Genomic DNA, 18,150 nt, shown 5'->3' with positions numbered 1-18,150 from the left:
TTCGAAAAAAAGCTTTAAGCGTCTTTTTATTGCTCAATTTTGGCTATTTTTAACTAAAACTGGCATTGAATCTGCTTGTGTCATGCGGACAGACTGGTCTTGTTGATGCTCTTGCCAATTCAAATTGCGACAATCAATATATTCGCTATATCCCCCCTCACCTTCTTCTAACTGTTCGTTTAATTGGATTTGATAACTAAAACTTCCAGCATAACCTGCGCCTAAACCAAATTTAAAATCTCCTCGACTTTGTCCTTGCAAGCGAATCTGCATGTTTTCATTTTGCATACACCACTCAAATTCTCGTGGGAGATACATGTTACGCCCAGAGGGTGTGGTAATTTTGGGATACACGCGATGTATTCGAAAATAAACTGCTGTATCGAACATTTGCTGTGTATTGGCCTGAAGATCTCTTAAATAGATACGAGACTGTACGATTTGATTTCGCGTATCACGGAGTTGCATAAAAATGAGTTGTCGATCATTCCTCAGGTTCAACATACTCATGCTGTAAAATGCCAATGGAAAATGTGGAAAGGCTCTGGCTCTGGCGAACTCCAATGTTCCGAGCTGGTTAATATTATAAACTTGGCCCTTGTACGCCACTTGCCCCTGACATTGGCTCAATACACTCCAGTGTTCTGCCATGCCCATTCGTAGTTTAGTAATACATGAAACTATGTCAGAGCTTTGCACGCTCAGATCCAAGCGCAGCTCGGAATGTTCGCGTTGAAATTGAAAATTTGGAAAATCGCCAAAGACATCTGCATCATCCGCAATGTGAATATGTCGAGAAGCTAAATCAAATGTTGCATCTTTCTGATGCGCTTCAAACTGCCCCACCATGCGTGCACTACAGCTACTCATCAAATGAATTTTCTTTGTATCTAGAGCTGACTTATTATGAGCATGTTGCAATATAGGGACATTCACTTGACCAAGTTGTACGAAGAAATTGAGATAATGTAAGGGTGCTGGCAAGTTTGGGACTTTGAGTGCAATTAAAATGCCTTTGTATTTTTCTGTTGGCGTATGGAAAGGAATTTTTTGTTGTTTATAGAAGGGAGCTTGATTCAGCTGTTTGGACTGATCAAAGAAATCTTGAAATAACTGCATATCAAGCTCCTATTGATTTTGATTTTACATTTATGAGGCTCTTTGTTTTCTCGCCATTATTGTTGTTACAAAACCTGAAAGTGCATAAATAACCGCAATCACCAATACACCTACAGGAATATTATAAGTGACTGCCGCTAAAACAAATACAACAATAGGCAATACGGCAAATGGTACGCGCTTACGGTCGACTGTTTTAAATGAGTAGTATTTAATATTTGAAATCATGAGCAGACCAACCGCAATAATGACCCCCGCATTCAGTGCTTGAATACCAGCTTCACGCAAATCAAAAACGGCTGGGAAATCACGTGCTACCAAGACCAGTGAAATAATAATAACAGCTGCTAATGGGCTTGCAACACCAATAAAATATCGCTTATCTACAACGCCAATTTGCACATTAAAACGCGCCAAGCGGAATGCGGCGCATGCGGTATACACAAAACACGCAGCCAAACCAATACGCCCAAGATCATTCAAACTCCAGCTATACATTAAAATGGCAGGTGCCACGCCAAATGCAAGCAAGTCTGATAGTGAATCGAACTGTTCACCAAATGGGCTTTGCGCCCCAATGGCACGAGCAACACGACCATCTAAACCATCTAATAAAGCCGCAATAAAAATCGCATACACCGCTTGAGTGTAATCACCATTCATACTGGCAATAATTGAATAGAAACCTGATAACAACGCTGCGGTTGTAATCAGGTTCGGCCACAGATAGATACCTCGACGTTTGACTTTCTGTCCTTCATGGGTATGTTCTTCTTCCTCCACCTCAAAAGTAATGCCATCAAAGGCACTTTCATCTTTAGTAGAAGCTTCCCGTTCAGGTTTATTTATATTTGTCATTCTTCGATCCTAACTGTGACCTTTTGTCTTACTTAAATATTATGTGTAGCGTCTGGCTTATTCGCCAACCAACCAACGTACAGCAGCATGACCGCCACTTTCACTCATGCGAAGGTGTGGGAATAACCATTGTAATGCTTCATCAGCATCTTCAGAGAATTTCCAAGGTGGGTTAATCACCAATAGACCACAACCATTTAAGCCCACTGGAGTATCATCAGGCCATACACAAACTTCACATACCAACTGACGGCGAATACCTGTTTTGTACATTTTCTTTTCAAAACGTTCAATCATGGCGCGGTCTTTAATTGGATACCACACTGCAAAAACGCCTGTTGGCCATTTCTTATAAGCAGCAACCAATAATTCTACCAATTGTGGGAAATCTTTTCGTTCCAATTCGTAAGGTGGGTCAATCATCACTAGGCCACGTTTTTCTTTCGGTGGAATAACCCCTAAAAGACCTTCGTAAGCATCGCGTTCATGCAAGCCTGCACGTTTGTCAAAAATGTTGTGGCGTAACTGTTGAAATACATCACGTTGCATTTCAAAAATGGTTGCCTTATCTGTTTCACGCATACCTTCAAGCGCAAACCACGGTGAACCCGGATAAGCACCCTTACCAAAATTTTCACGCATTTTTTCAACAATTTTTAAATATTGTTGTACACCTTCTGGCGCATTGCGTTTAATCGAATCATCAAGTTTTACCAAACGATGAATACCATTTAAAAACTCACCTGATTTTTGTGCTTCAGAGGTTGATAAATCGTACTTACCTGCACCACCATGGGTATCTACATAGCGATAAGGTTTGTCTTTCGCATTCAGCCGACTCAATAACTGAAGCAATAAAACATGCTTCATAACATCGGCAAAGTTGCCTGCATGGAAATGGTGACGGTAGTTCATGTTTCTAAAATTCCTAATATCAACGGCTATTTTAGCATGAAAAATAGTTTCATTCCGATGCTATTCTTCTACTAGAATACATCGCTATTTTCCGACCATCATTAGGCTGTTTTATATGGATGCAATGCATCTCCCAAAGTCTTGGCCTGTTGAGCAAATTTTAGATAATTTAGCTCAACATGGCTTTGCAATTATTGACCAAGCGTATTCATCTGAATATACACGCGCATTGGTCCATGAATGTTCAACGCATTTAAATGAATTTCGCGACGCAGCCATCCAAAATGGCGTGGTCTCCAATATCCGTAGTGATCATATTTTATGGATTGATCAGCAACTCAAGGTCGCACAACAACATATTCAAGCTTTAAACGCCCTTTCACAACATTTGAATCAGGCGTTTTTTTTGGGCATTAAAGAAGCTGAAGCACATTTCGCTTGCTATAACGCGGGTGAATTTTATGCATTACACCGCGATAATCCCCAAGGTAAAAATGGACGCATGATTTCTACCGTGTATTACATACATGAAGCATGGGAAGATGGCTGGGGCGGAGAACTACGCCTCCAAGATAAAAATAATCAATGGCATATCATTCATCCACAACCCAATCGCATTGCTATTTTCCAAAGTGATTTGCTCCATGAGGTCTTAGAAGCTAAGCATCAACGCCTCTCTATTACGGCGTGGCTCCGAGCAGACCAGCCACTTTGGTAAAGGCAAAACTTTAAATTTAACAATTCATCCTCATATATGCTTCATTGCAAACATGAGGATGCTACCAATGCGTGACCTAACCAAAGACATCATTCAACGTATTGGTGAAACGGATCAATTGTACTTACAAGGCAATCAACCCGAACTCGCTTTAGAACGCGCTGACCTGCGCTTACAGTTGGTTACCCTAAGCCGTGTACGCCAAGAACAAATTCATTTCTTACAAGAAGCAGTCGTGCTGTTAGAGCAAGGTCGTCTTGAGTTTGAAGAAATGCCATTGAGCTTATATATCGACTTATCTTTGCACTTGGCTAAAGCGTATATGCTGTACTTTGAAGTAACACGTGAAGAACGCTTTGCAACCATTACCCAGCAAATTTTAAAGCCACTTGCACACGATGATGATGGTGATATTTACTTCTTCTTGGCCTATGCAGCTGCTTCAAAAAATGAACCCGCAATGACACGCCATTGGTTGGGTAAATATGCTAAAACCAATGCGTTTGACTTACAACTCATGAAAACACATCCTGCATTTGATGCTTACCGTGCTGAAGCATGGATGGATAAAATTGTAAAAAGTCGCTTGCACTGAGTCTTCTACCTAGGTGCGTAGTCCTAAAAACAAAAAAAGCCTCTAGAGATTGAGGCTTTTTTTGATATTGGGTTTATACCGCTTGAAGTTTATAAGCATCTAAGTGGAGTTGTTGGTTCAGCTCGTCCACCCAAATGGCCCAGTCATCATCTTGCACCAAATGACTGATTAAAAGCGCACGCTGTCCCTTATTCCAAAATGGTGCATCATGTAGTGACACATTGGCTGCCAGCTGATGTGTACGCACATAGAGTTCAATAGCAGCAGGACTGTTAGCGAGACCGAGCTGCGAAAATAGAAGTTCTAAGGATGGTTTGTTCTTCATGAGCTTTCGCCCTCCTTATCAGCTTAATTGTCATTTATTATTGAATTAACTTATAAGATGTCATAAAAAAAACCTAGTCATAAAACTAGGTTTGTTGTTACTTTTTGTGAGTGTTTTTTAATCTGCATGAAGTTGTTCATTCAATTGGTCAATGACCATGGCCCACTCATCATCTTTTTTCCAATGGCTGATTAAAAAATCTCGTTGGGATTTAGTCCAAAAATCTGCCTTATGCATAGGCGTATCTAAAGTTAGCTGATGTGTTTGAATAAACTGTTCGATAGCCTCAGGCGTGCTGTCTAAACCCAATTGCTGAAATAATAATTCTTGTGTGACATTCATATCCAACATGGGATTTTCCCTCTGATTTTCTTCTTTTTTAACTTAGCATGTTCAATCCTGTGCTTGTGCTGATATTTTTGAATGCATTGTTATTTTTTGTGCATAAAAAAACGCTCCAAATGGAGCGTTTTTTCTAATTTAATCGAAGATCAAATTATTTAATCATGTCAGCAACTGCTGCACGTTCTTCTTCTAACTCGTTTAGAGTGAAGTTGATACGTTCACGGCTGAATTCATCGATTTCAAGACCTTGAACGATTGTGTATTCGCCATTTTCGCAAGTTACAGGGAAACCGAACATTACGCCTTCAGGGATACCGTAAGAACCGTCAGAAGGAATACCCATAGTTACCCATTCGCCATTTGTGCCAAGAGCCCAATCGCGCATGTGGTCGATTGCAGCGTTTGCAGCAGAAGCAGCAGAAGACAAACCACGTGCTTCGATGATCGCAGCACCACGTTTACCAACAGTTGGAAGGAACACGTCTTTGTTCCAAGCAGCATCGTTGATTTTGTCTTTTAAGCTTTCGCCGTTTACTGTAGCAAAACGGTAGTCAGCATACATTGTTGGAGAGTGGTTGCCCCAAACTGTCATTGTTTTGATGTCAGAAACAGCAACACCAGCTTTTTGAGCCAATTGAGTCAACGCACGGTTGTGGTCAAGACGAAGCATAGCTGTGAAGTTTTTCGCTGGAAGATCTGCAGCAGATTTCATTGCGATGTAAGCGTTAGTGTTTGCAGGGTTACCTACAACAAGAACTTTAACGTCACGGCTAGCAACTTCGTTAAGCGCTTTACCTTGACCGATGAAGATTTCACCGTTTACTTTAAGAAGGTCAGCACGTTCCATGCCTGGGCCACGTGGACGTGAACCAACAAGAAGAGCGTAGTCAGCATCTTTGAATGCAACTTTAGGATCATCAGTACCGATCATGCCTTCTAAAAGAGGGAATGCGCAGTCATCAAGTTCCATCATTACGCCTTTAAGCGCTTGTTGAGCTTTCTCAACTGGAATTTCTAATAATTGAAGGATAACTGGTTGGTCTTTACCCAACATTTCACCGCTTGCGATACGGAATAATAAGCTATAACCGATTTGACCAGCTGCGCCAGTAACGGCAACACGAACTGCTTGCTTCATGTAATTATCTCCAATTGAGGAAGGTCATAATGATTAAATAGCTGTTCTATCTAATCTTAATAATCATAAACGGCAAAGATTGTACTCCAATCTTTTGACGCTTGCATGTAAAAGAGAATGCTTTTCAACAAAAGTATGATAGGAAATATAAATAAAATAGCAAAAAAGGCTTAAAAAGAGCCTTTAATTGTGAAAGTCGCTGGGCAATTATTTTGTACGTTTTTCGGACAAGCCTTGTAACGACCATTACTTTGATAGCAAATTTTAATTTCGGTTAATATGCTATTTGTTTTGTTCTGCTGACAACTAAATTCAAAACCTTGCGTTGGCAAACCTGGATTCAACCGCAACATACGATTACGTAACACCGAAGCTTGTATAACACGTGTTTCTTGACTGGTTAATTCATCAGGAATTTTTAGCTTTTCGGCATAGTTAATCATCATGCGAAAATACTGATTGGCCGCCATAGGGACACAACCACCTATGCTATGCCATAACTGTTTACGCGCATTTTCGTCTGGCATGACCCGTGCAACAACTTTGGCTTGAATTGGTGGCAAAGTTAAAGCGGTACTACTCACACAATTGTGCTGAGACGTGACTTCTGGATAAAGGCCAACAACATTCAATGAATAGCCTTCTAGACATTTACGTTTTTTATTGCGCTGGGGATCTAAAGAACACACAGCAGGCACAAGCTGTATTTCCATGACATATCCTGCAGGTGTAGGGCTTGCATGTGTACTCACTGCAAACATTCCCATACCCGCAATGCCATAAAAATATTGCAACAACTTGTCAGCATTTAGCCTGCTTAACAGCATGTATGTTGTCCCCAGTTTTTAAATTATTTATCTATGGGCGTAGCTATTATTGCGAATTTCTCAATGGAATCGCTTGCATACGCTGACCAATAGTTTGTGAGCCTTGTCCCAACAAGATACCGTAATGAGTAGCATTCGTCATTACATGTTTCACATAATCACGTGTTTCAGTTAATGGAATGGTCTCTGTATATTGGTCAGCTGCGATCGGTTGAGCATCGGGTTGCCAACGTCGCGCACGATTCGGACCCGCATTGTAGCCCGCTGTTGCCAATACAGGACTATTGCTTAATTGGCGTTGAATCATCGACAAATAGAAGGTGCCATAGCGTACGTTAGTATTCATATCACTTAAAGCAGCAGGGTTATAAGTTTCCCCCATTTGGCGTGCCACCAATTTAGCGGTGTCAGGCATAATCTGCATGAGTCCACCTGCCCCCACATGGGAACGTGCACTGGTCACAAAGCGACTTTCTTGACGCATTAAACCATAAGCCCAAGCAGGGTCAATGCCAGCATTTTGGCTATGTGCAACTACATAAGAGCGGTGTGGCATGGCATAACGGTAGTTATAATTATGCTTAACTGTAGTTCTGTCGGCCGCATAAATAGCACGGTCATACCACCCCATATCCGTTGCGCGTTTAGCTGCTGCCAAAATTAAACCATCATCATGGCGTAAATACGCTTGTCGTACAGCCCAGTTCCATTCACGGTTCACAAAGCTGTCTGAAGCACCTACGCTACGTAAAGCAAATGCGCGTCGGAAATGTATATCTTGGCTCAATCGAACTGCATCTTGATTGGTCGCTTCGCTATACGCTGGAATATTGTTATAAGCTTGCCCAATACGGTCTTTGGCCAAAAGGTTGTGGTAGTCATCCCCCACAGACAATTGACGATAAATTTCCTGCGCAGCTTTTTTAGACTTATTATCACCTTGCTGTTCATAAGCACGTGCTAGCCAATACTGCCAACGGTCTTCTTGACGTTGCGTGACACTCATGCCATCAATTGCACGAAGAAGACTATTCCAGCCATTAAAGCGAATTGCTTGGCGAGCATAGATTTCCGCTTCTTCAGGACTGAGTGGCAAACCGTAACTAGCATCATAAAAATCCAGCACTTCACGATTAAAATTATTTTTCATTACTGTAGTGCCCCCGACATACGCCACTGCACGATACACAGCTTTTTGTACGTCTTCAGGTAGCCCTTCTGCTGTACGGCGCGCAGTCGAGAATGCTGCATTTAAATCACTATCGGCCAAACGACCAATGGCATAAACAATGTAGGCTTGATCTTCTTTTGTGGCTTTAGGCGCATTCCACAAATAGTTTAAAGCATTGGCTTGAATGCTATTGAGCTGTGCCAAACTCAAATTTATGCCAATACTTTGCGCTGTCGCAATGGCTTGACCAGATTGACCTGCTCTTAACTGCCCCCACAAACGTTGCTGACGATCCTGTGTAGTCATCAGTGGGCTAGAAAGCATCATACGTCCCAAGCCCGTACAAGAATCAGGTTGTGAGTTGGTGGTTAGCCAGACATCTTTATATTCTGCAAACACCAATGGATCACCTGATTTAGCACGAACTTGTGCCATTGCACAGCTTTCTGCTTGGTCTGGATTACTCACATACTGTAAAACTGGTTGGGCTGAAGCAAAGTCTGCCATTTTGACTTTTTCTTCAACATAATCTGCGGATAGTTTTTCTGCCATTGCAGACTGAGGATAGCGCTGTGCAAAATTGGTAATAGAACTGGTCGGTTGCGAGGCTAAATTCGTATTGAGCATCCAATATTCAGGATAGTAACCTAAAGCATCGTTTTGCATTTGTGCCTGATACTGCTGCAATAAGGAAATATTACCTGAGTTGGCCGCACGTAATGCGTCATTAAACTGTTCATCTGCAGCTTGTGCAGAAATACTGGCGCATGCAGTTGCTACACCTAAGGCAAGTATTTGATAAGATTGTTGAGATTTGAAAATTCGATTTAACATCTACGACTTGCCTTCTATTTCTTGCATCGTTTTATGACATCGCCCATGACATTTTTAGTGCTCATGTTTAAATTTAGCTATGCGGCTACATTTGCAGTTTTCAACCAGTTTAATAAGTCTAAACCAACGATATTGTTCTGTTGTGTAACCTTATGATTAAACAATATTAATTTTCAAACATTTTTCGTTCACAAATCAATATTGTTGATTGCTTATTTTAAACTATAAGTTTAGCTCGAATTACTGCTAAAATACGGCCCTTTCAAAATTTCCTTATACAGAACTTCGCCACTTAGCGACGAATTGCGCGCCAAGTAGCCGATAATGTATATCTCAAATCTATCCTAGGAGCCTGCATGACGGTTCAAACCTTCATTCCAAATGCTGCCCCAGCTGCCTCAGAAAACACTGTCACCCAGCCACAGCACACCCCAGCTAACGATACAACAGTGAAAAAACTGTACATCGAAACGCAAGGGTGTCAGATGAATGAGTATGATAGTCACCGTATGGCTGACCTGTTGGGCGATTCGCACGGTTATGTACTCACCAAAGACCCGAAAGATGCTGATATTCTACTAATGAATACCTGTTCTATTCGTGAAAAAGCACAAGAAAAAGTGTTTTCTGAATTGGGTCGCTGGCGTAAGCTGAAAGAAAAAAATCCAGATTTAATTATTGGTGTGGGTGGTTGTGTTGCGTCTCAAGAAGGTGACAACATTCAAAAGCGCGCCAATTATGTCGATATGATTTTTGGTCCACAAACCTTACACCGTTTGCCTCAAATGCTGGATCAACACTTTGAGCAAGTAGAAAAGCCGAAAAAAGAAAAAATCAAACTGGTGGATATTTCATTCCCAGATATTGAAAAATTCGACTTTTTGCCTGAGCCTCGTGTTGAAGGCTATAAAGCTTTTGTGTCTATCATGGAAGGCTGTTCTAAATACTGTTCATTCTGTGTTGTACCGTATACACGCGGTGAAGAAGTTTCTCGCCCACTCGATGACGTATTAGCAGAAATTGCAACACTGGCTGAAAAAGGTGTGCGTGAAATTTCACTCTTGGGTCAAAACGTAAATGGTTATCGCGGCGAAACTTTCGAAGGTGAAATTTGCACATTTGCAGATTTACTGCGTTTGGTTGCAGAAATTCCGGGTATTGGCCGTCTGCGCTACACCACTTCTCACCCGCTTGAGTTTAATGATGATTTAATTCAATGCTACCGTGATTTACCGCAAATGGTTTCGCATCTGCATTTACCTGTACAAAGCGGTTCAAATGATGTGTTACAAGCGATGAAGCGTAACCACACCATTGATGTCTACATTGAAAAAATTGCAAAACTACGTAAAGTTCGTCCAGATATGCATTTATCGAGTGACTTTATTATTGGCTTCCCTGGCGAAACTGATGAGAACTTTGAAGAAACCTATCAATTTATTAAAGATATGGACTTTGATCACTCATACAGCTTTGTGTATTCAAAACGCCCAGGTACGCCTGCAGCCGAACTGGAAGACACGACATCTGAAGATGTGAAAAAAGAGCGTTTGGCGAAAGTTCAAGATTGGATTAAACAATCGAGTATTGATAAGACCAATGCGATGCAAGGCACCATTCAACGTGTATTGATTGAATCTGTTTCAGAGAAAGATCCAAATATACTGATTGGTACTGCAGACAATACTCGTTTAGTTGGTTTTATTGGTGATCCTGCTTGGGTAGGCCGCTTTGCAGAGATTGAAATTACCGACATCAAAACTTTGAAGTTTGTGTATGGTGAACTCTTGAATCTTGAGCCTGACGTGGCGTAATGTAGAGGTATTCGCTAGACCACTTAAAGGAATTCTCTTGACTGCAGCGATTCGACGTACAGTAACATTTCCAGGCATTTCAATGGACCGTTTACAAAGCATGCTTGGTGCATATAACGGTCACTTGAAACAAATAGAACAACGTTTAGATGTCCAAATTGCTCACCGAGGCGACGCCTTTTTTGTCGATGGTGATATCCAAGCGGTAGAGCGAGCTGAGGGCTTGCTCCACCGTTTATTTGAAGAATCCGAAAGCACAGCACAAATTACCGCAGATACACTTCACCTTATGATTCAGGGCAGTCAAACTGACCGTGAACTGCAAGAGGACCTTGACGATCAAGAACATACTGGTTTAGAAGACGTTTATTTACAAACTCGCAAAGGCCGTATTAACCCGCGTGGTGCCAATCAAAAGCGCTATGTTCAGCGTATATTACAAAGTGATATTTCTTTTGGTATTGGCCCAGCAGGTACAGGTAAAACCTATCTTGCCGTTGCTGCTGCCGTGGATATGTTGGAACGCAATGAAATTCAACGTATTTTATTGGTTCGTCCAGCAGTTGAAGCCGGTGAAAAACTCGGTTTCTTACCTGGCGATTTAAGCCAAAAAATTGACCCCTACTTACGCCCTTTATATGACGCTTTATATGAAATGCTTGGTTTTGAAAAAGTAACCAAGCTGATTGAACGTCAAGTGATTGAAGTTGCACCACTGGCTTATATGCGTGGTCGTACACTGAATCATTCATTTGTGATTTTAGACGAAGCACAGAACACCACACCTGAACAAATGAAAATGTTTTTAACTCGTTTAGGCTTTGGTTCACGTGCCGTGATTACGGGTGACATTACACAAGTCGATTTGCCTCGTGGTCAGCAATCGGGCTTAGCGCATGCGCTTCGCGTGATTGATAAAATCAAAGAAATTCATATCACTCGTTTCCATTCTCGTGATGTCGTTCGTCATCAGCTGGTACAAAAAATTGTCGAAGCGTATGAGGGTTGGGACAGTGAACAACAGCGTTTAAGCGCAGAAGCCCGTGCAGAGCGTAAAGCGCGTCAGGAAGCTTTGATTGCTGACAATGACGCCAAAGCCGATGCACAAAATGATGATAATTAAGGATTCATTTTGAAACTTAGCCTCTCCCTACAGCAGGATTTTCAAGCATCAGAATTGGTGTTGAAACGTGCTCATATCAAAAAAGTGGTGGAAACCACCCTTCGCTTTATTGATACCCAAAGTGATTGTGAAATTGGTATTGCCTGTGTAGACAACGAAGAAAGCCATAAACTCAATTTGGAATATCGCAAAAAAGACAAGCCGACCAATGTCTTGTCTTTCCCTAGCGACTTGCCAGATGAAATGGCTGCAGTCTTAGACGTATTTCCAATTGGTGATTTGGTCATTTGTATTCCAGTTGTACTACGTGAAGCCAATGAACAACAGAAGGCACCACTTACTCATTTTACGCACATGCTGGTACACGGTACGCTACATTTAATGGGTTATGACCATGAAACTTCTGAAACAGATGCTGAAGAAATGGAAGCTTTGGAAATTGAGATTTTGGCGAAGCTCGGTTTTGACAATCCTTATTTAGAACAAGACTAAAACCTAAAAAAGCGAACTTCGGTTCGCTTTTTTATGCTCGATTCCAATCATTAATATAACCCCCCACTTTCTAAAATGATCAGTAATTAAAGCTATGAAATATGTTGTGATTTTTAAAGCCCAAATTCAACACTTAGACACTGGCTATTTTCAAATGGCTCAAACCCTACGTGAAAAAGCACTACACAGCTTCAACTGCCTTCAATTTGAAGCATTAAGTGAAAATGGCCATGAAATTGCACTGTCATATTGGGAAAATCTTGCTGACATTCACGCGTGGCATTTAGATACGGAACATCAAGTCGCACAGCAGTTGGGTAGAGACAAATGGTATAAAAACTTTAGTGTTGAAATCTGTGAAATTAAAAAACAGTATGCCTCAGACCCAACCATATCGCACTAATTCCTAGCGATACTCCCATCAACAATACGCGAACGACAAAACCAATCACAATGAACTTTAACCATTCAGAGTAGCTATAACGCGTATAATGTTCACCAAAACGTTGCTTAATATTTGCAACTTGCTGACGTACAAATAAAAAATACCATAAGATTAAATACCAGAAAAAAAAGCCATTGATCATTGCGGTATTTGTGGGATAAGCCAAACTGCAAATGATCGAGAGTAACCACACAGCCAGACCCGCAATCATCCAATTTTTTGCTTTGCTCGCCGCGTCTAGATCATTCAGCTTTTGCGCATTTTTATACAGTAAATAGCTACTACAGATAGGAGTAACGAGCAGAGCCCAACAACCCGCAGCATTGGGATTCCATAATTTTAACGGCTTTTCTTGTAATTGAAGTTCAGACATTGAATTTACTTTTCTATTTTAAAAACAAATATATCCTATGTTTTAGTTTACTTCAAATTCTGCTTCTGCTGGGTCAAAACGCCATGTACGAACCACGCGCAGTTCGGATATATCTTTCATCTTAGAATCAAAATGCGCAAAAGGTGCAGCTTTACGCACAGAGGCCTTAGCCGCTTCATCTAAAACAGGATGTCCAGAACTCTCCAGCAAACGAATCGCGCGAATCCCCCCACTCGCGTTTAAAATCACCATTAACTGTACTTCACCTGCTAAGTTCTGGGCGCGTGCCTGCTCTGGATAATTTTGGTTGCCATAAAATTCTACTTTTTGGCGGAATTTTTCCATATAAGCGGCGGTATCATCTTGCTTCGCTTGTACACCATCAATGGTTTTAATTTTTTGCTGACGGCTAAAATTTTGCTGGCGCTGTAAATATTGCGCTTCAATACTTGCCACCATCGCCGCTTTGGCAGAAAACTGGCTTTGTAATTCTTCAGCTTGTTTTTTTCGTTGGTTTTCGTCGGCTTGTTTTTGCCAGCTGAGCGTGGTCATCAGTACTTTTTCTTCAAAGTTCAGTTCGCGCTTTTGCTGAATTTTATCCAATGCTTGCTGGGCTTGCTCGCCACTGTCCTGATCGACCATCGGTGCAGGCATGTCTGTAGACATCCGATGCTTCTCTCGAAACTTTCCTGAACCTTGTTGATCGGCTTGTGCAAGATAATCTGCATCTTCCACAGTCGTATCACTTGGCCTCAGACTCACAGCAATTTCTTTGGTGGTCTCAAATGCTGCTTGTGGTACTCCAAATTGCACCATGAGCAGCGAGATATGTAATACCGCAGCAACTGTAAATGCACTGACAAATATCGGGTCTTTCCACCATTCATTTTGCAAAGGTTTGAATGTCTTTTTCTTCAGCATCACATTAATACGACAATTTGCCGAGTTCCCTAACAAGCATAAAAGAGTATAAAATAAACCTAGTTTTCATATTTTTATGAAAGCGAGAGGTTTATCAACAAATACACAACACATGACTCTGTGCACTTTAAAATCCTAAAAATGGTGCAATTTATTTTGCTAAACTGCAAGAAAGAAAACTTGTATTTTTTCAATTATTCGACAAGATACACCACGCTAAAAAGCCTACTTGCCAGGATGCTTTCAATATGCAAACGCTTATTTCCAATATTTCTAAACGTATACGCCAAGTCTATCAACGGGCGGAAGGATTTATTGAAGACGAGCGTGAATTTCCACTTTCTCAAGTTTTTTTAAATGCAACCTTTCAGCGTTTTGTGACTGACAACGTTAAAATGCTACAAGATCTGCATGCCGATTTGCATGATGACTGGTTACGGTTATATGCCACGCTGAATTATAATGGTTTAGATATTACGCTGACCGTTGACCTAAAACTGGTGCAAATGGAGCTCAACAAAACCACACAGTTAATTGTGTTTGAGCAAATTAGTGACACCAAAGTTTTAGATGCCAAATACCCCAATATTTTTTATAAATGGGGCGTAAAGTTTGCGCTGTTTTTCTATCAAAAAGTACTGAATGATGATCCGCTCGGTATGATTTTAGAAAAACTCAATGTGATTAAAGTCAAAGATGATTTATTGCATTTAGATTTAAACCGCTGGCTTGGTAAAAGCCGTTCGATTATTGAAACCTTATCCAAAGTTCATGTGAATCACGCCACGCTCAGAGAGGCTGAATTGGTAGTGATTGGCAACGTCAACATTGCTGCGCTATTTAGTAAAATGGCAGAAGAACGCATAGAAGACTGGGACGAAGAGCCTGAATCGGATAGCGAAGTCACCCCGATTCAACAAAAGATCAAATAACAGCAACTCAAACAAAAATGCAGTGCTAAAAATAAGCAGAAAATTACATTTCTTACGATATTTCGCTTATTTCTCCACAATCAAGGTGCATAATTCTGTTTAATTGCAGAATATTCTGCACCAAATACAAAGCTTAGAAGGAAAAATACTGATGGCTAAATATGTGATGAAAACTTTTGGCATCGCAGCAGCTGTATCGACTGCAGTCCTTTGTTCAGGATTTGCAAGTTCTGCTTTTGCCATGAGTCCCTATCAAGCAAATTACCAATTCAACTATAACGGTAAAAACGTCGGCTCTGCCTCACGTAATCTGACGCAGTCAGGTAATAACTGGACTTATGTATTTGCAGCCAAAGCGATTGGTATGGCATCTGCGACCGAAACCAGTAACTTTAGCTTCAGTAATGGCAAAATTACTTCAAAAAGCTTTAGTCGTACCAGTAAGATTCTTATTCATAACAACACGATGAGTATTAACTTTAACCCAAACAGCAAAACCATCAACACCAAAAAAGATGATAAAGCACGTTCGTTTGCTTGGCAAAATGGTGTGTTAGATGAACTAAATGCTGAACTTCAAATCCGTGAGGATTTAAAAAATGGCGGTTTAAAGTCTAAATACTATTTGGCTGATGCGAAAGACGTGGAAGCTCGTCGCTTTGTAAAACAAGGCAATGAATCGGTTAAAACCACTTATGGAACATTTGATACCATTAAAGTCGTAATGCAACATGACAAGCCGGGTCGTGAAACCATTTTCTGGCTTGCGCCAAAATTGGATTATCTTCCTGTAAAAGTGAGCCATGTCGATCAAAAAACGTCATATTCTCTGCTTTTAACAGGCTATAAGGGTCCAACAAAGTAAGTAAATTAGCCGATTTTGCTTGCATTTTCTGCAATGCTTTTTAAAATACGCTTTTGCTTTAATGAGCACCCGCTCTTGAGGATTCTCCCGTGCATGCACTAGAACAGAAAATCTTAGCTGAAGGTATCGTTCTATCTGATGAAGTTTTGAAAGTCGATTCTTTCTTAAACCACCAAATTGACCCCGTAATGATGCAGCAAATTGGTCAAGAATTTGCGCGCTTATTTAAAGATGCAGGCATCACTAAAATTATTACGATCGAAGCTTCAGGTATTGCGCCTGCAGTGATGGCTGGTTTAGAGCTTGGTGTTCCAGTTATTTTTGCACGTAAATATCAATCTTTAACTTTAAAAGATGATTTATTTCGCTCAAAAGTATTCTCTTTCACGAAACAAGTTGAAAGCACCATCGCGATCTCTAAAAAGCATATTTATGCTACAGACAAAGTTTTAGTGATTGATGATTTCTTGGCAAATGGCCAAGCAGCATTAGGTCTTGCTGACTTAATTCATCAAGCAGAAGCTTCTGTTGTTGGTATTGGTATTGTGATTGAAAAATCATTCCAACCTGGTCGCGATATTTTGCTTGAAAAAGGTTACCGTGTTGAATCATTGGCACGTGTTAAATCTTTGACCAATGGTACTGTTGAATTTGTTCGTGACTAATTCAAACACCATTAAAAAAGCGCCATTTGGCGCTTTTTTTTGCTCAAAATTACTGTTTTTTCCAAACATGCTCTTTAATTTGTACAGGATTTGGAATGAGCTTCAGCTCTGAAAATAAATCTGCAATTTTTTGCTGATCTTGTATGACAGTGTCATTCAGATACTGGGTTTGTACCGTATCTGGGCGCTTAGACAGCACTTTCTCAGCCACAGTTCGGTCAATGCCCGTGCTGTCTGCCAAAATTTGAATCGCCTCTTGTGGATGTGCCTGAATCCATTTATCTGTTTCATTTAAAGTATCCACAATTTTTTGCGCATCTTTAGGGTGTGCAGTCAAAAATTGTGGCGAAGACAGATAGAAACTATAAATAGAAGGCAATTGTGAGGCATCAAAAATTACCCGTGTATCCCCTTTAAGTGCTGCAGCACTTGCATAGGGATCCCAAACGGCCCATGCATCAATCGATCCTTTATCCAAAGCTGCACGAGCATCTGCTGGCGTTAACCAAATGGGTTCAATATCTTGCCAAGATAATTTAGCTTTGGTTAAAACTTGTGCCAAGAAATAATGCGCACTTGAGCCTTTAGTCAAAGCAATACGCTTGCCTTTTAAATCCGCTAAATTTTGAATTGCACTATTTTTAGGGACCAATAAATCATGTGAACTTTTAGAGTTAATTTCGTAACCTAAGTAATCAATCGGTTTATTTGCAGATAGCGCGAAAATAACTGGGGTATCTCCCGTATAACCAAAATCGATCGCACCCACATTCAGTGCCTCTAAAGTTTGTGGCCCCGCAGGAAATTCTTTCCATTCTACTTTTACATTCGGAAAAGCCTGTTCAAAGGCTTGAGTCTTTTTGGCCACAATTAATTTGAGTGCCGCTTTTTGATAACCAATATTTAACTGTTTTAAGCTTTGCTCCGAAGCAACGTCCTGAGGCTTAGTCTTATTATTTTGATCACAGGCAACCAATCCTAAACTCAAACCGAGGACCGCAACAGATGCCAGAATTTTTTTCATCGTTTTATCCAATATATTCTTTAAAAATTTATACTGCACACCTTAACGACTTTTGATTTTCTGCTGAAATCATTTTTTATCACAACTAAATCTTAGAAATTAATTTAATATTACAAAATTGCTGAATATAAACTTGGTCATTTAGGTCAGCATAAGTCAGTTAAAATCATGTTTTAATAACAACTGAAATACATAAAATTGAGTAAATGGATCTTTTGAACATACTCAATAATGGATGAGCCAACACTATGAATGAACTTACGCCCGTGCAATGCCCAAAATGCGCTTCGAGCGATGTAGAAGCACGTAATCACGAACAAACCCTAGAAAAAATTGGTGGCGTTTTACTTAGTGGTGCAGGCACTGCAGCAGGTACTGTAGGCGGTGCAGCATCTGGTGCATCTATTGGTGCTGCCATTGGTGGTGTAACCGCTGGGCCACTTGGTGTCATTATGGGCGCAACCATTGGCACCTTTGTGGGTGCAATTAGTATTGGTGTTACAGGTGGCTTTTTAGGGCATCGCGTAGGTAAAAAAGCCGGTCAAATTGTAGATAAAAATATATTCCTCGACTATCAATGCAACACATGTAAACACCGTTTTGCGGTCGAACATGCCGTACAAATTAAAAAATAATACGATAAATACTCTT

General features: G+C 40.7%; 21 protein-coding genes. 10 read left to right on the top strand and 11 right to left on the bottom strand.

What is annotated here, in order from left to right; translation table 11 throughout:
* Positions 1-33: 33 nt before the first annotated feature.
* From D9K81_RS13740 to D9K81_RS13730, 3 genes are read right to left on the bottom strand one after another with little or no spacing between them, the layout of a single operon-like run.
* Positions 34-1,119, bottom strand: a complete 1,086-nt coding sequence (locus D9K81_RS13740) for a DUF6670 family protein (RefSeq protein WP_120373498.1) — start codon at positions 1,117-1,119, stop codon at positions 34-36.
* 30 nt (positions 1,120-1,149) lie between these two features.
* A complete protein-coding gene (pssA, locus tag D9K81_RS13735) occupies positions 1,150-1,977 on the bottom strand; it encodes a CDP-diacylglycerol--serine O-phosphatidyltransferase (protein ID WP_120373499.1) in 828 nt (275 codons plus the stop codon).
* A gap of 57 nt (positions 1,978-2,034) precedes the next feature.
* Positions 2,035-2,892, bottom strand: coding sequence for a 23S rRNA (adenine(2030)-N(6))-methyltransferase RlmJ (locus tag D9K81_RS13730; RefSeq protein ID WP_106984086.1), 858 nt, complete (start codon positions 2,890-2,892; stop codon positions 2,035-2,037).
* Positions 2,893-3,007: 115 nt separating this feature from the next.
* On the opposite strand from D9K81_RS13730, the gene D9K81_RS13725 reads away from it, so the two are divergent.
* Together D9K81_RS13725 and D9K81_RS13720 are read left to right on the top strand one after the other, a co-directional pair.
* Entirely contained in the window at positions 3,008-3,610 is a 603-nt protein-coding gene (locus tag D9K81_RS13725; protein ID WP_120373500.1) for a 2OG-Fe(II) oxygenase, read from the top strand.
* A 67-nt stretch (positions 3,611-3,677) separates the two neighbouring features.
* Positions 3,678-4,205: a hypothetical protein gene (locus D9K81_RS13720; RefSeq protein ID WP_120373501.1), complete on the top strand. Its 528-nt coding sequence runs from the start codon at positions 3,678-3,680 to the stop codon at positions 4,203-4,205.
* A 73-nt stretch (positions 4,206-4,278) separates the two neighbouring features.
* Here D9K81_RS13720 and D9K81_RS13715 read toward each other — a convergent pair whose 3' ends face one another.
* The 5 genes from D9K81_RS13715 to D9K81_RS13695 form a co-directional block, all read right to left on the bottom strand.
* Positions 4,279-4,530, bottom strand: coding sequence for a DUF2789 family protein (locus D9K81_RS13715; protein ID WP_120373502.1), 252 nt, complete (start codon positions 4,528-4,530; stop codon positions 4,279-4,281).
* A 117-nt stretch (positions 4,531-4,647) separates the two neighbouring features.
* Complete coding sequence (locus tag D9K81_RS13710) at positions 4,648-4,881, bottom strand: DUF2789 family protein (RefSeq protein ID WP_120373503.1); 234 nt, start codon at positions 4,879-4,881, stop codon at positions 4,648-4,650.
* 145 nt (positions 4,882-5,026) lie between these two features.
* Positions 5,027-6,013 carry a malate dehydrogenase gene (locus D9K81_RS13705; protein ID WP_120373504.1) on the bottom strand — a complete coding sequence of 329 codons (987 nt, stop codon included), beginning with the start codon at positions 6,011-6,013 and terminating at the stop codon, positions 5,027-5,029.
* A 170-nt stretch (positions 6,014-6,183) separates the two neighbouring features.
* Positions 6,184-6,840 (bottom strand): ribonuclease T2 family protein, encoded by a 657-nt coding sequence (locus D9K81_RS13700; protein WP_171406933.1) that lies wholly within the window; start codon positions 6,838-6,840, stop codon positions 6,184-6,186.
* Between the two features lie 46 nt (positions 6,841-6,886).
* Positions 6,887-8,845, bottom strand: coding sequence for a lytic transglycosylase domain-containing protein (locus D9K81_RS13695; protein ID WP_120373505.1), 1,959 nt, complete (start codon positions 8,843-8,845; stop codon positions 6,887-6,889).
* A gap of 356 nt (positions 8,846-9,201) precedes the next feature.
* On the opposite strand from D9K81_RS13695, the gene miaB reads away from it, so the two are divergent.
* From miaB to D9K81_RS13675, 4 genes are all read left to right on the top strand, one after another.
* Positions 9,202-10,659, top strand: coding sequence for a tRNA (N6-isopentenyl adenosine(37)-C2)-methylthiotransferase MiaB (gene miaB / locus D9K81_RS13690; RefSeq protein ID WP_120373506.1), 1,458 nt, complete (start codon positions 9,202-9,204; stop codon positions 10,657-10,659).
* Positions 10,660-10,696: 37 nt separating this feature from the next.
* Positions 10,697-11,782, top strand: a complete 1,086-nt coding sequence (locus D9K81_RS13685; RefSeq protein WP_120373507.1) for a PhoH family protein — start codon at positions 10,697-10,699, stop codon at positions 11,780-11,782.
* A 9-nt stretch (positions 11,783-11,791) separates the two neighbouring features.
* Positions 11,792-12,274 (top strand): rRNA maturation RNase YbeY, encoded by a 483-nt coding sequence (gene ybeY / locus D9K81_RS13680; RefSeq protein WP_120373508.1) that lies wholly within the window; start codon positions 11,792-11,794, stop codon positions 12,272-12,274.
* A 94-nt stretch (positions 12,275-12,368) separates the two neighbouring features.
* Positions 12,369-12,677, top strand: a complete 309-nt coding sequence (locus D9K81_RS13675) for an antibiotic biosynthesis monooxygenase family protein (RefSeq protein ID WP_120373509.1) — start codon at positions 12,369-12,371, stop codon at positions 12,675-12,677.
* Here the strand turns inward: D9K81_RS13675 and D9K81_RS13670 are convergent.
* Both D9K81_RS13670 and D9K81_RS13665 read right to left on the bottom strand, forming a co-directional pair.
* A complete protein-coding gene (locus D9K81_RS13670) occupies positions 12,637-13,092 on the bottom strand; it encodes a hypothetical protein (RefSeq protein WP_120373510.1) in 456 nt (151 codons plus the stop codon). The two genes, D9K81_RS13675 and D9K81_RS13670, sit on opposite strands and share 41 nt — an antisense overlap.
* 42 nt (positions 13,093-13,134) lie before the next feature.
* Positions 13,135-14,013 (bottom strand): energy transducer TonB, encoded by an 879-nt coding sequence (locus D9K81_RS13665; RefSeq protein WP_120373511.1) that lies wholly within the window; start codon positions 14,011-14,013, stop codon positions 13,135-13,137.
* 248 nt (positions 14,014-14,261) lie between these two features.
* Between D9K81_RS13665 and D9K81_RS13660 the strand changes: the two genes are divergently transcribed.
* From D9K81_RS13660 to D9K81_RS13650, 3 genes are all read left to right on the top strand, one after another.
* Positions 14,262-14,945, top strand: coding sequence for a hypothetical protein (locus tag D9K81_RS13660; protein ID WP_120373512.1), 684 nt, complete (start codon positions 14,262-14,264; stop codon positions 14,943-14,945).
* Between the two features lie 151 nt (positions 14,946-15,096).
* Entirely contained in the window at positions 15,097-15,810 is a 714-nt protein-coding gene (locus D9K81_RS13655) for a DUF3108 domain-containing protein (RefSeq protein ID WP_120373513.1), read from the top strand.
* A gap of 89 nt (positions 15,811-15,899) precedes the next feature.
* Positions 15,900-16,475, top strand: coding sequence for a xanthine phosphoribosyltransferase (locus D9K81_RS13650; RefSeq protein WP_120373514.1), 576 nt, complete (start codon positions 15,900-15,902; stop codon positions 16,473-16,475).
* A gap of 49 nt (positions 16,476-16,524) precedes the next feature.
* Here the strand turns inward: D9K81_RS13650 and D9K81_RS13645 are convergent, their stop codons facing one another.
* Positions 16,525-17,499: an aliphatic sulfonate ABC transporter substrate-binding protein gene (locus D9K81_RS13645; RefSeq protein WP_120373515.1), complete on the bottom strand. Its 975-nt coding sequence runs from the start codon at positions 17,497-17,499 to the stop codon at positions 16,525-16,527.
* A gap of 248 nt (positions 17,500-17,747) precedes the next feature.
* Here D9K81_RS13645 and D9K81_RS13640 point away from each other — a divergent pair, with 248 nt between their 5' ends.
* Positions 17,748-18,134, top strand: coding sequence for a hypothetical protein (locus tag D9K81_RS13640; protein ID WP_120373516.1), 387 nt, complete (start codon positions 17,748-17,750; stop codon positions 18,132-18,134).
* The last annotated feature ends 16 nt before the right edge of the window (positions 18,135-18,150 follow it).

The sequence above is a fragment of the Acinetobacter chengduensis genome, assembly GCF_003664645.1.
Taxonomy (GTDB): domain Bacteria; phylum Pseudomonadota; class Gammaproteobacteria; order Pseudomonadales; family Moraxellaceae; genus Acinetobacter; species Acinetobacter chengduensis.
The sequence above is the reverse complement of the archived record's forward strand: the minus strand, read 5'-3'. Positions and strand labels throughout refer to the sequence as shown.

Coding starts and splice junctions, on each gene's coding strand:
- D9K81_RS13740 (WP_120373498.1), bottom strand. CDS start 1,119: ATGCAGTTATTTCAAGATTTCTTTGATCAGTCCAAACAGCTGAATCAA.
- pssA (WP_120373499.1), bottom strand. CDS start 1,977: ATGACAAATATAAATAAACCTGAACGGGAAGCTTCTACTAAAGATGAA.
- D9K81_RS13730 (WP_106984086.1), bottom strand. CDS start 2,892: ATGAACTACCGTCACCATTTCCATGCAGGCAACTTTGCCGATGTTATG.
- D9K81_RS13725 (WP_120373500.1), top strand. CDS start 3,008: ATGGATGCAATGCATCTCCCAAAGTCTTGGCCTGTTGAGCAAATTTTA.
- D9K81_RS13720 (WP_120373501.1), top strand. CDS start 3,678: ATGCGTGACCTAACCAAAGACATCATTCAACGTATTGGTGAAACGGAT.
- D9K81_RS13715 (WP_120373502.1), bottom strand. CDS start 4,530: ATGAAGAACAAACCATCCTTAGAACTTCTATTTTCGCAGCTCGGTCTC.
- D9K81_RS13710 (WP_120373503.1), bottom strand. CDS start 4,881: ATGTTGGATATGAATGTCACACAAGAATTATTATTTCAGCAATTGGGT.
- D9K81_RS13705 (WP_120373504.1), bottom strand. CDS start 6,013: ATGAAGCAAGCAGTTCGTGTTGCCGTTACTGGCGCAGCTGGTCAAATC.
- D9K81_RS13700 (WP_171406933.1), bottom strand. CDS start 6,840: ATGCTGTTAAGCAGGCTAAATGCTGACAAGTTGTTGCAATATTTTTAT.
- D9K81_RS13695 (WP_120373505.1), bottom strand. CDS start 8,845: ATGTTAAATCGAATTTTCAAATCTCAACAATCTTATCAAATACTTGCC.
- miaB (WP_120373506.1), top strand. CDS start 9,202: ATGACGGTTCAAACCTTCATTCCAAATGCTGCCCCAGCTGCCTCAGAA.
- D9K81_RS13675 (WP_120373509.1), top strand. CDS start 12,369: ATGAAATATGTTGTGATTTTTAAAGCCCAAATTCAACACTTAGACACT.
- D9K81_RS13670 (WP_120373510.1), bottom strand. CDS start 13,092: ATGTCTGAACTTCAATTACAAGAAAAGCCGTTAAAATTATGGAATCCC.
- D9K81_RS13665 (WP_120373511.1), bottom strand. CDS start 14,013: ATGCTGAAGAAAAAGACATTCAAACCTTTGCAAAATGAATGGTGGAAA.
- D9K81_RS13660 (WP_120373512.1), top strand. CDS start 14,262: ATGCAAACGCTTATTTCCAATATTTCTAAACGTATACGCCAAGTCTAT.
- D9K81_RS13655 (WP_120373513.1), top strand. CDS start 15,097: ATGGCTAAATATGTGATGAAAACTTTTGGCATCGCAGCAGCTGTATCG.
- D9K81_RS13645 (WP_120373515.1), bottom strand. CDS start 17,499: ATGAAAAAAATTCTGGCATCTGTTGCGGTCCTCGGTTTGAGTTTAGGA.
- D9K81_RS13640 (WP_120373516.1), top strand. CDS start 17,748: ATGAATGAACTTACGCCCGTGCAATGCCCAAAATGCGCTTCGAGCGAT.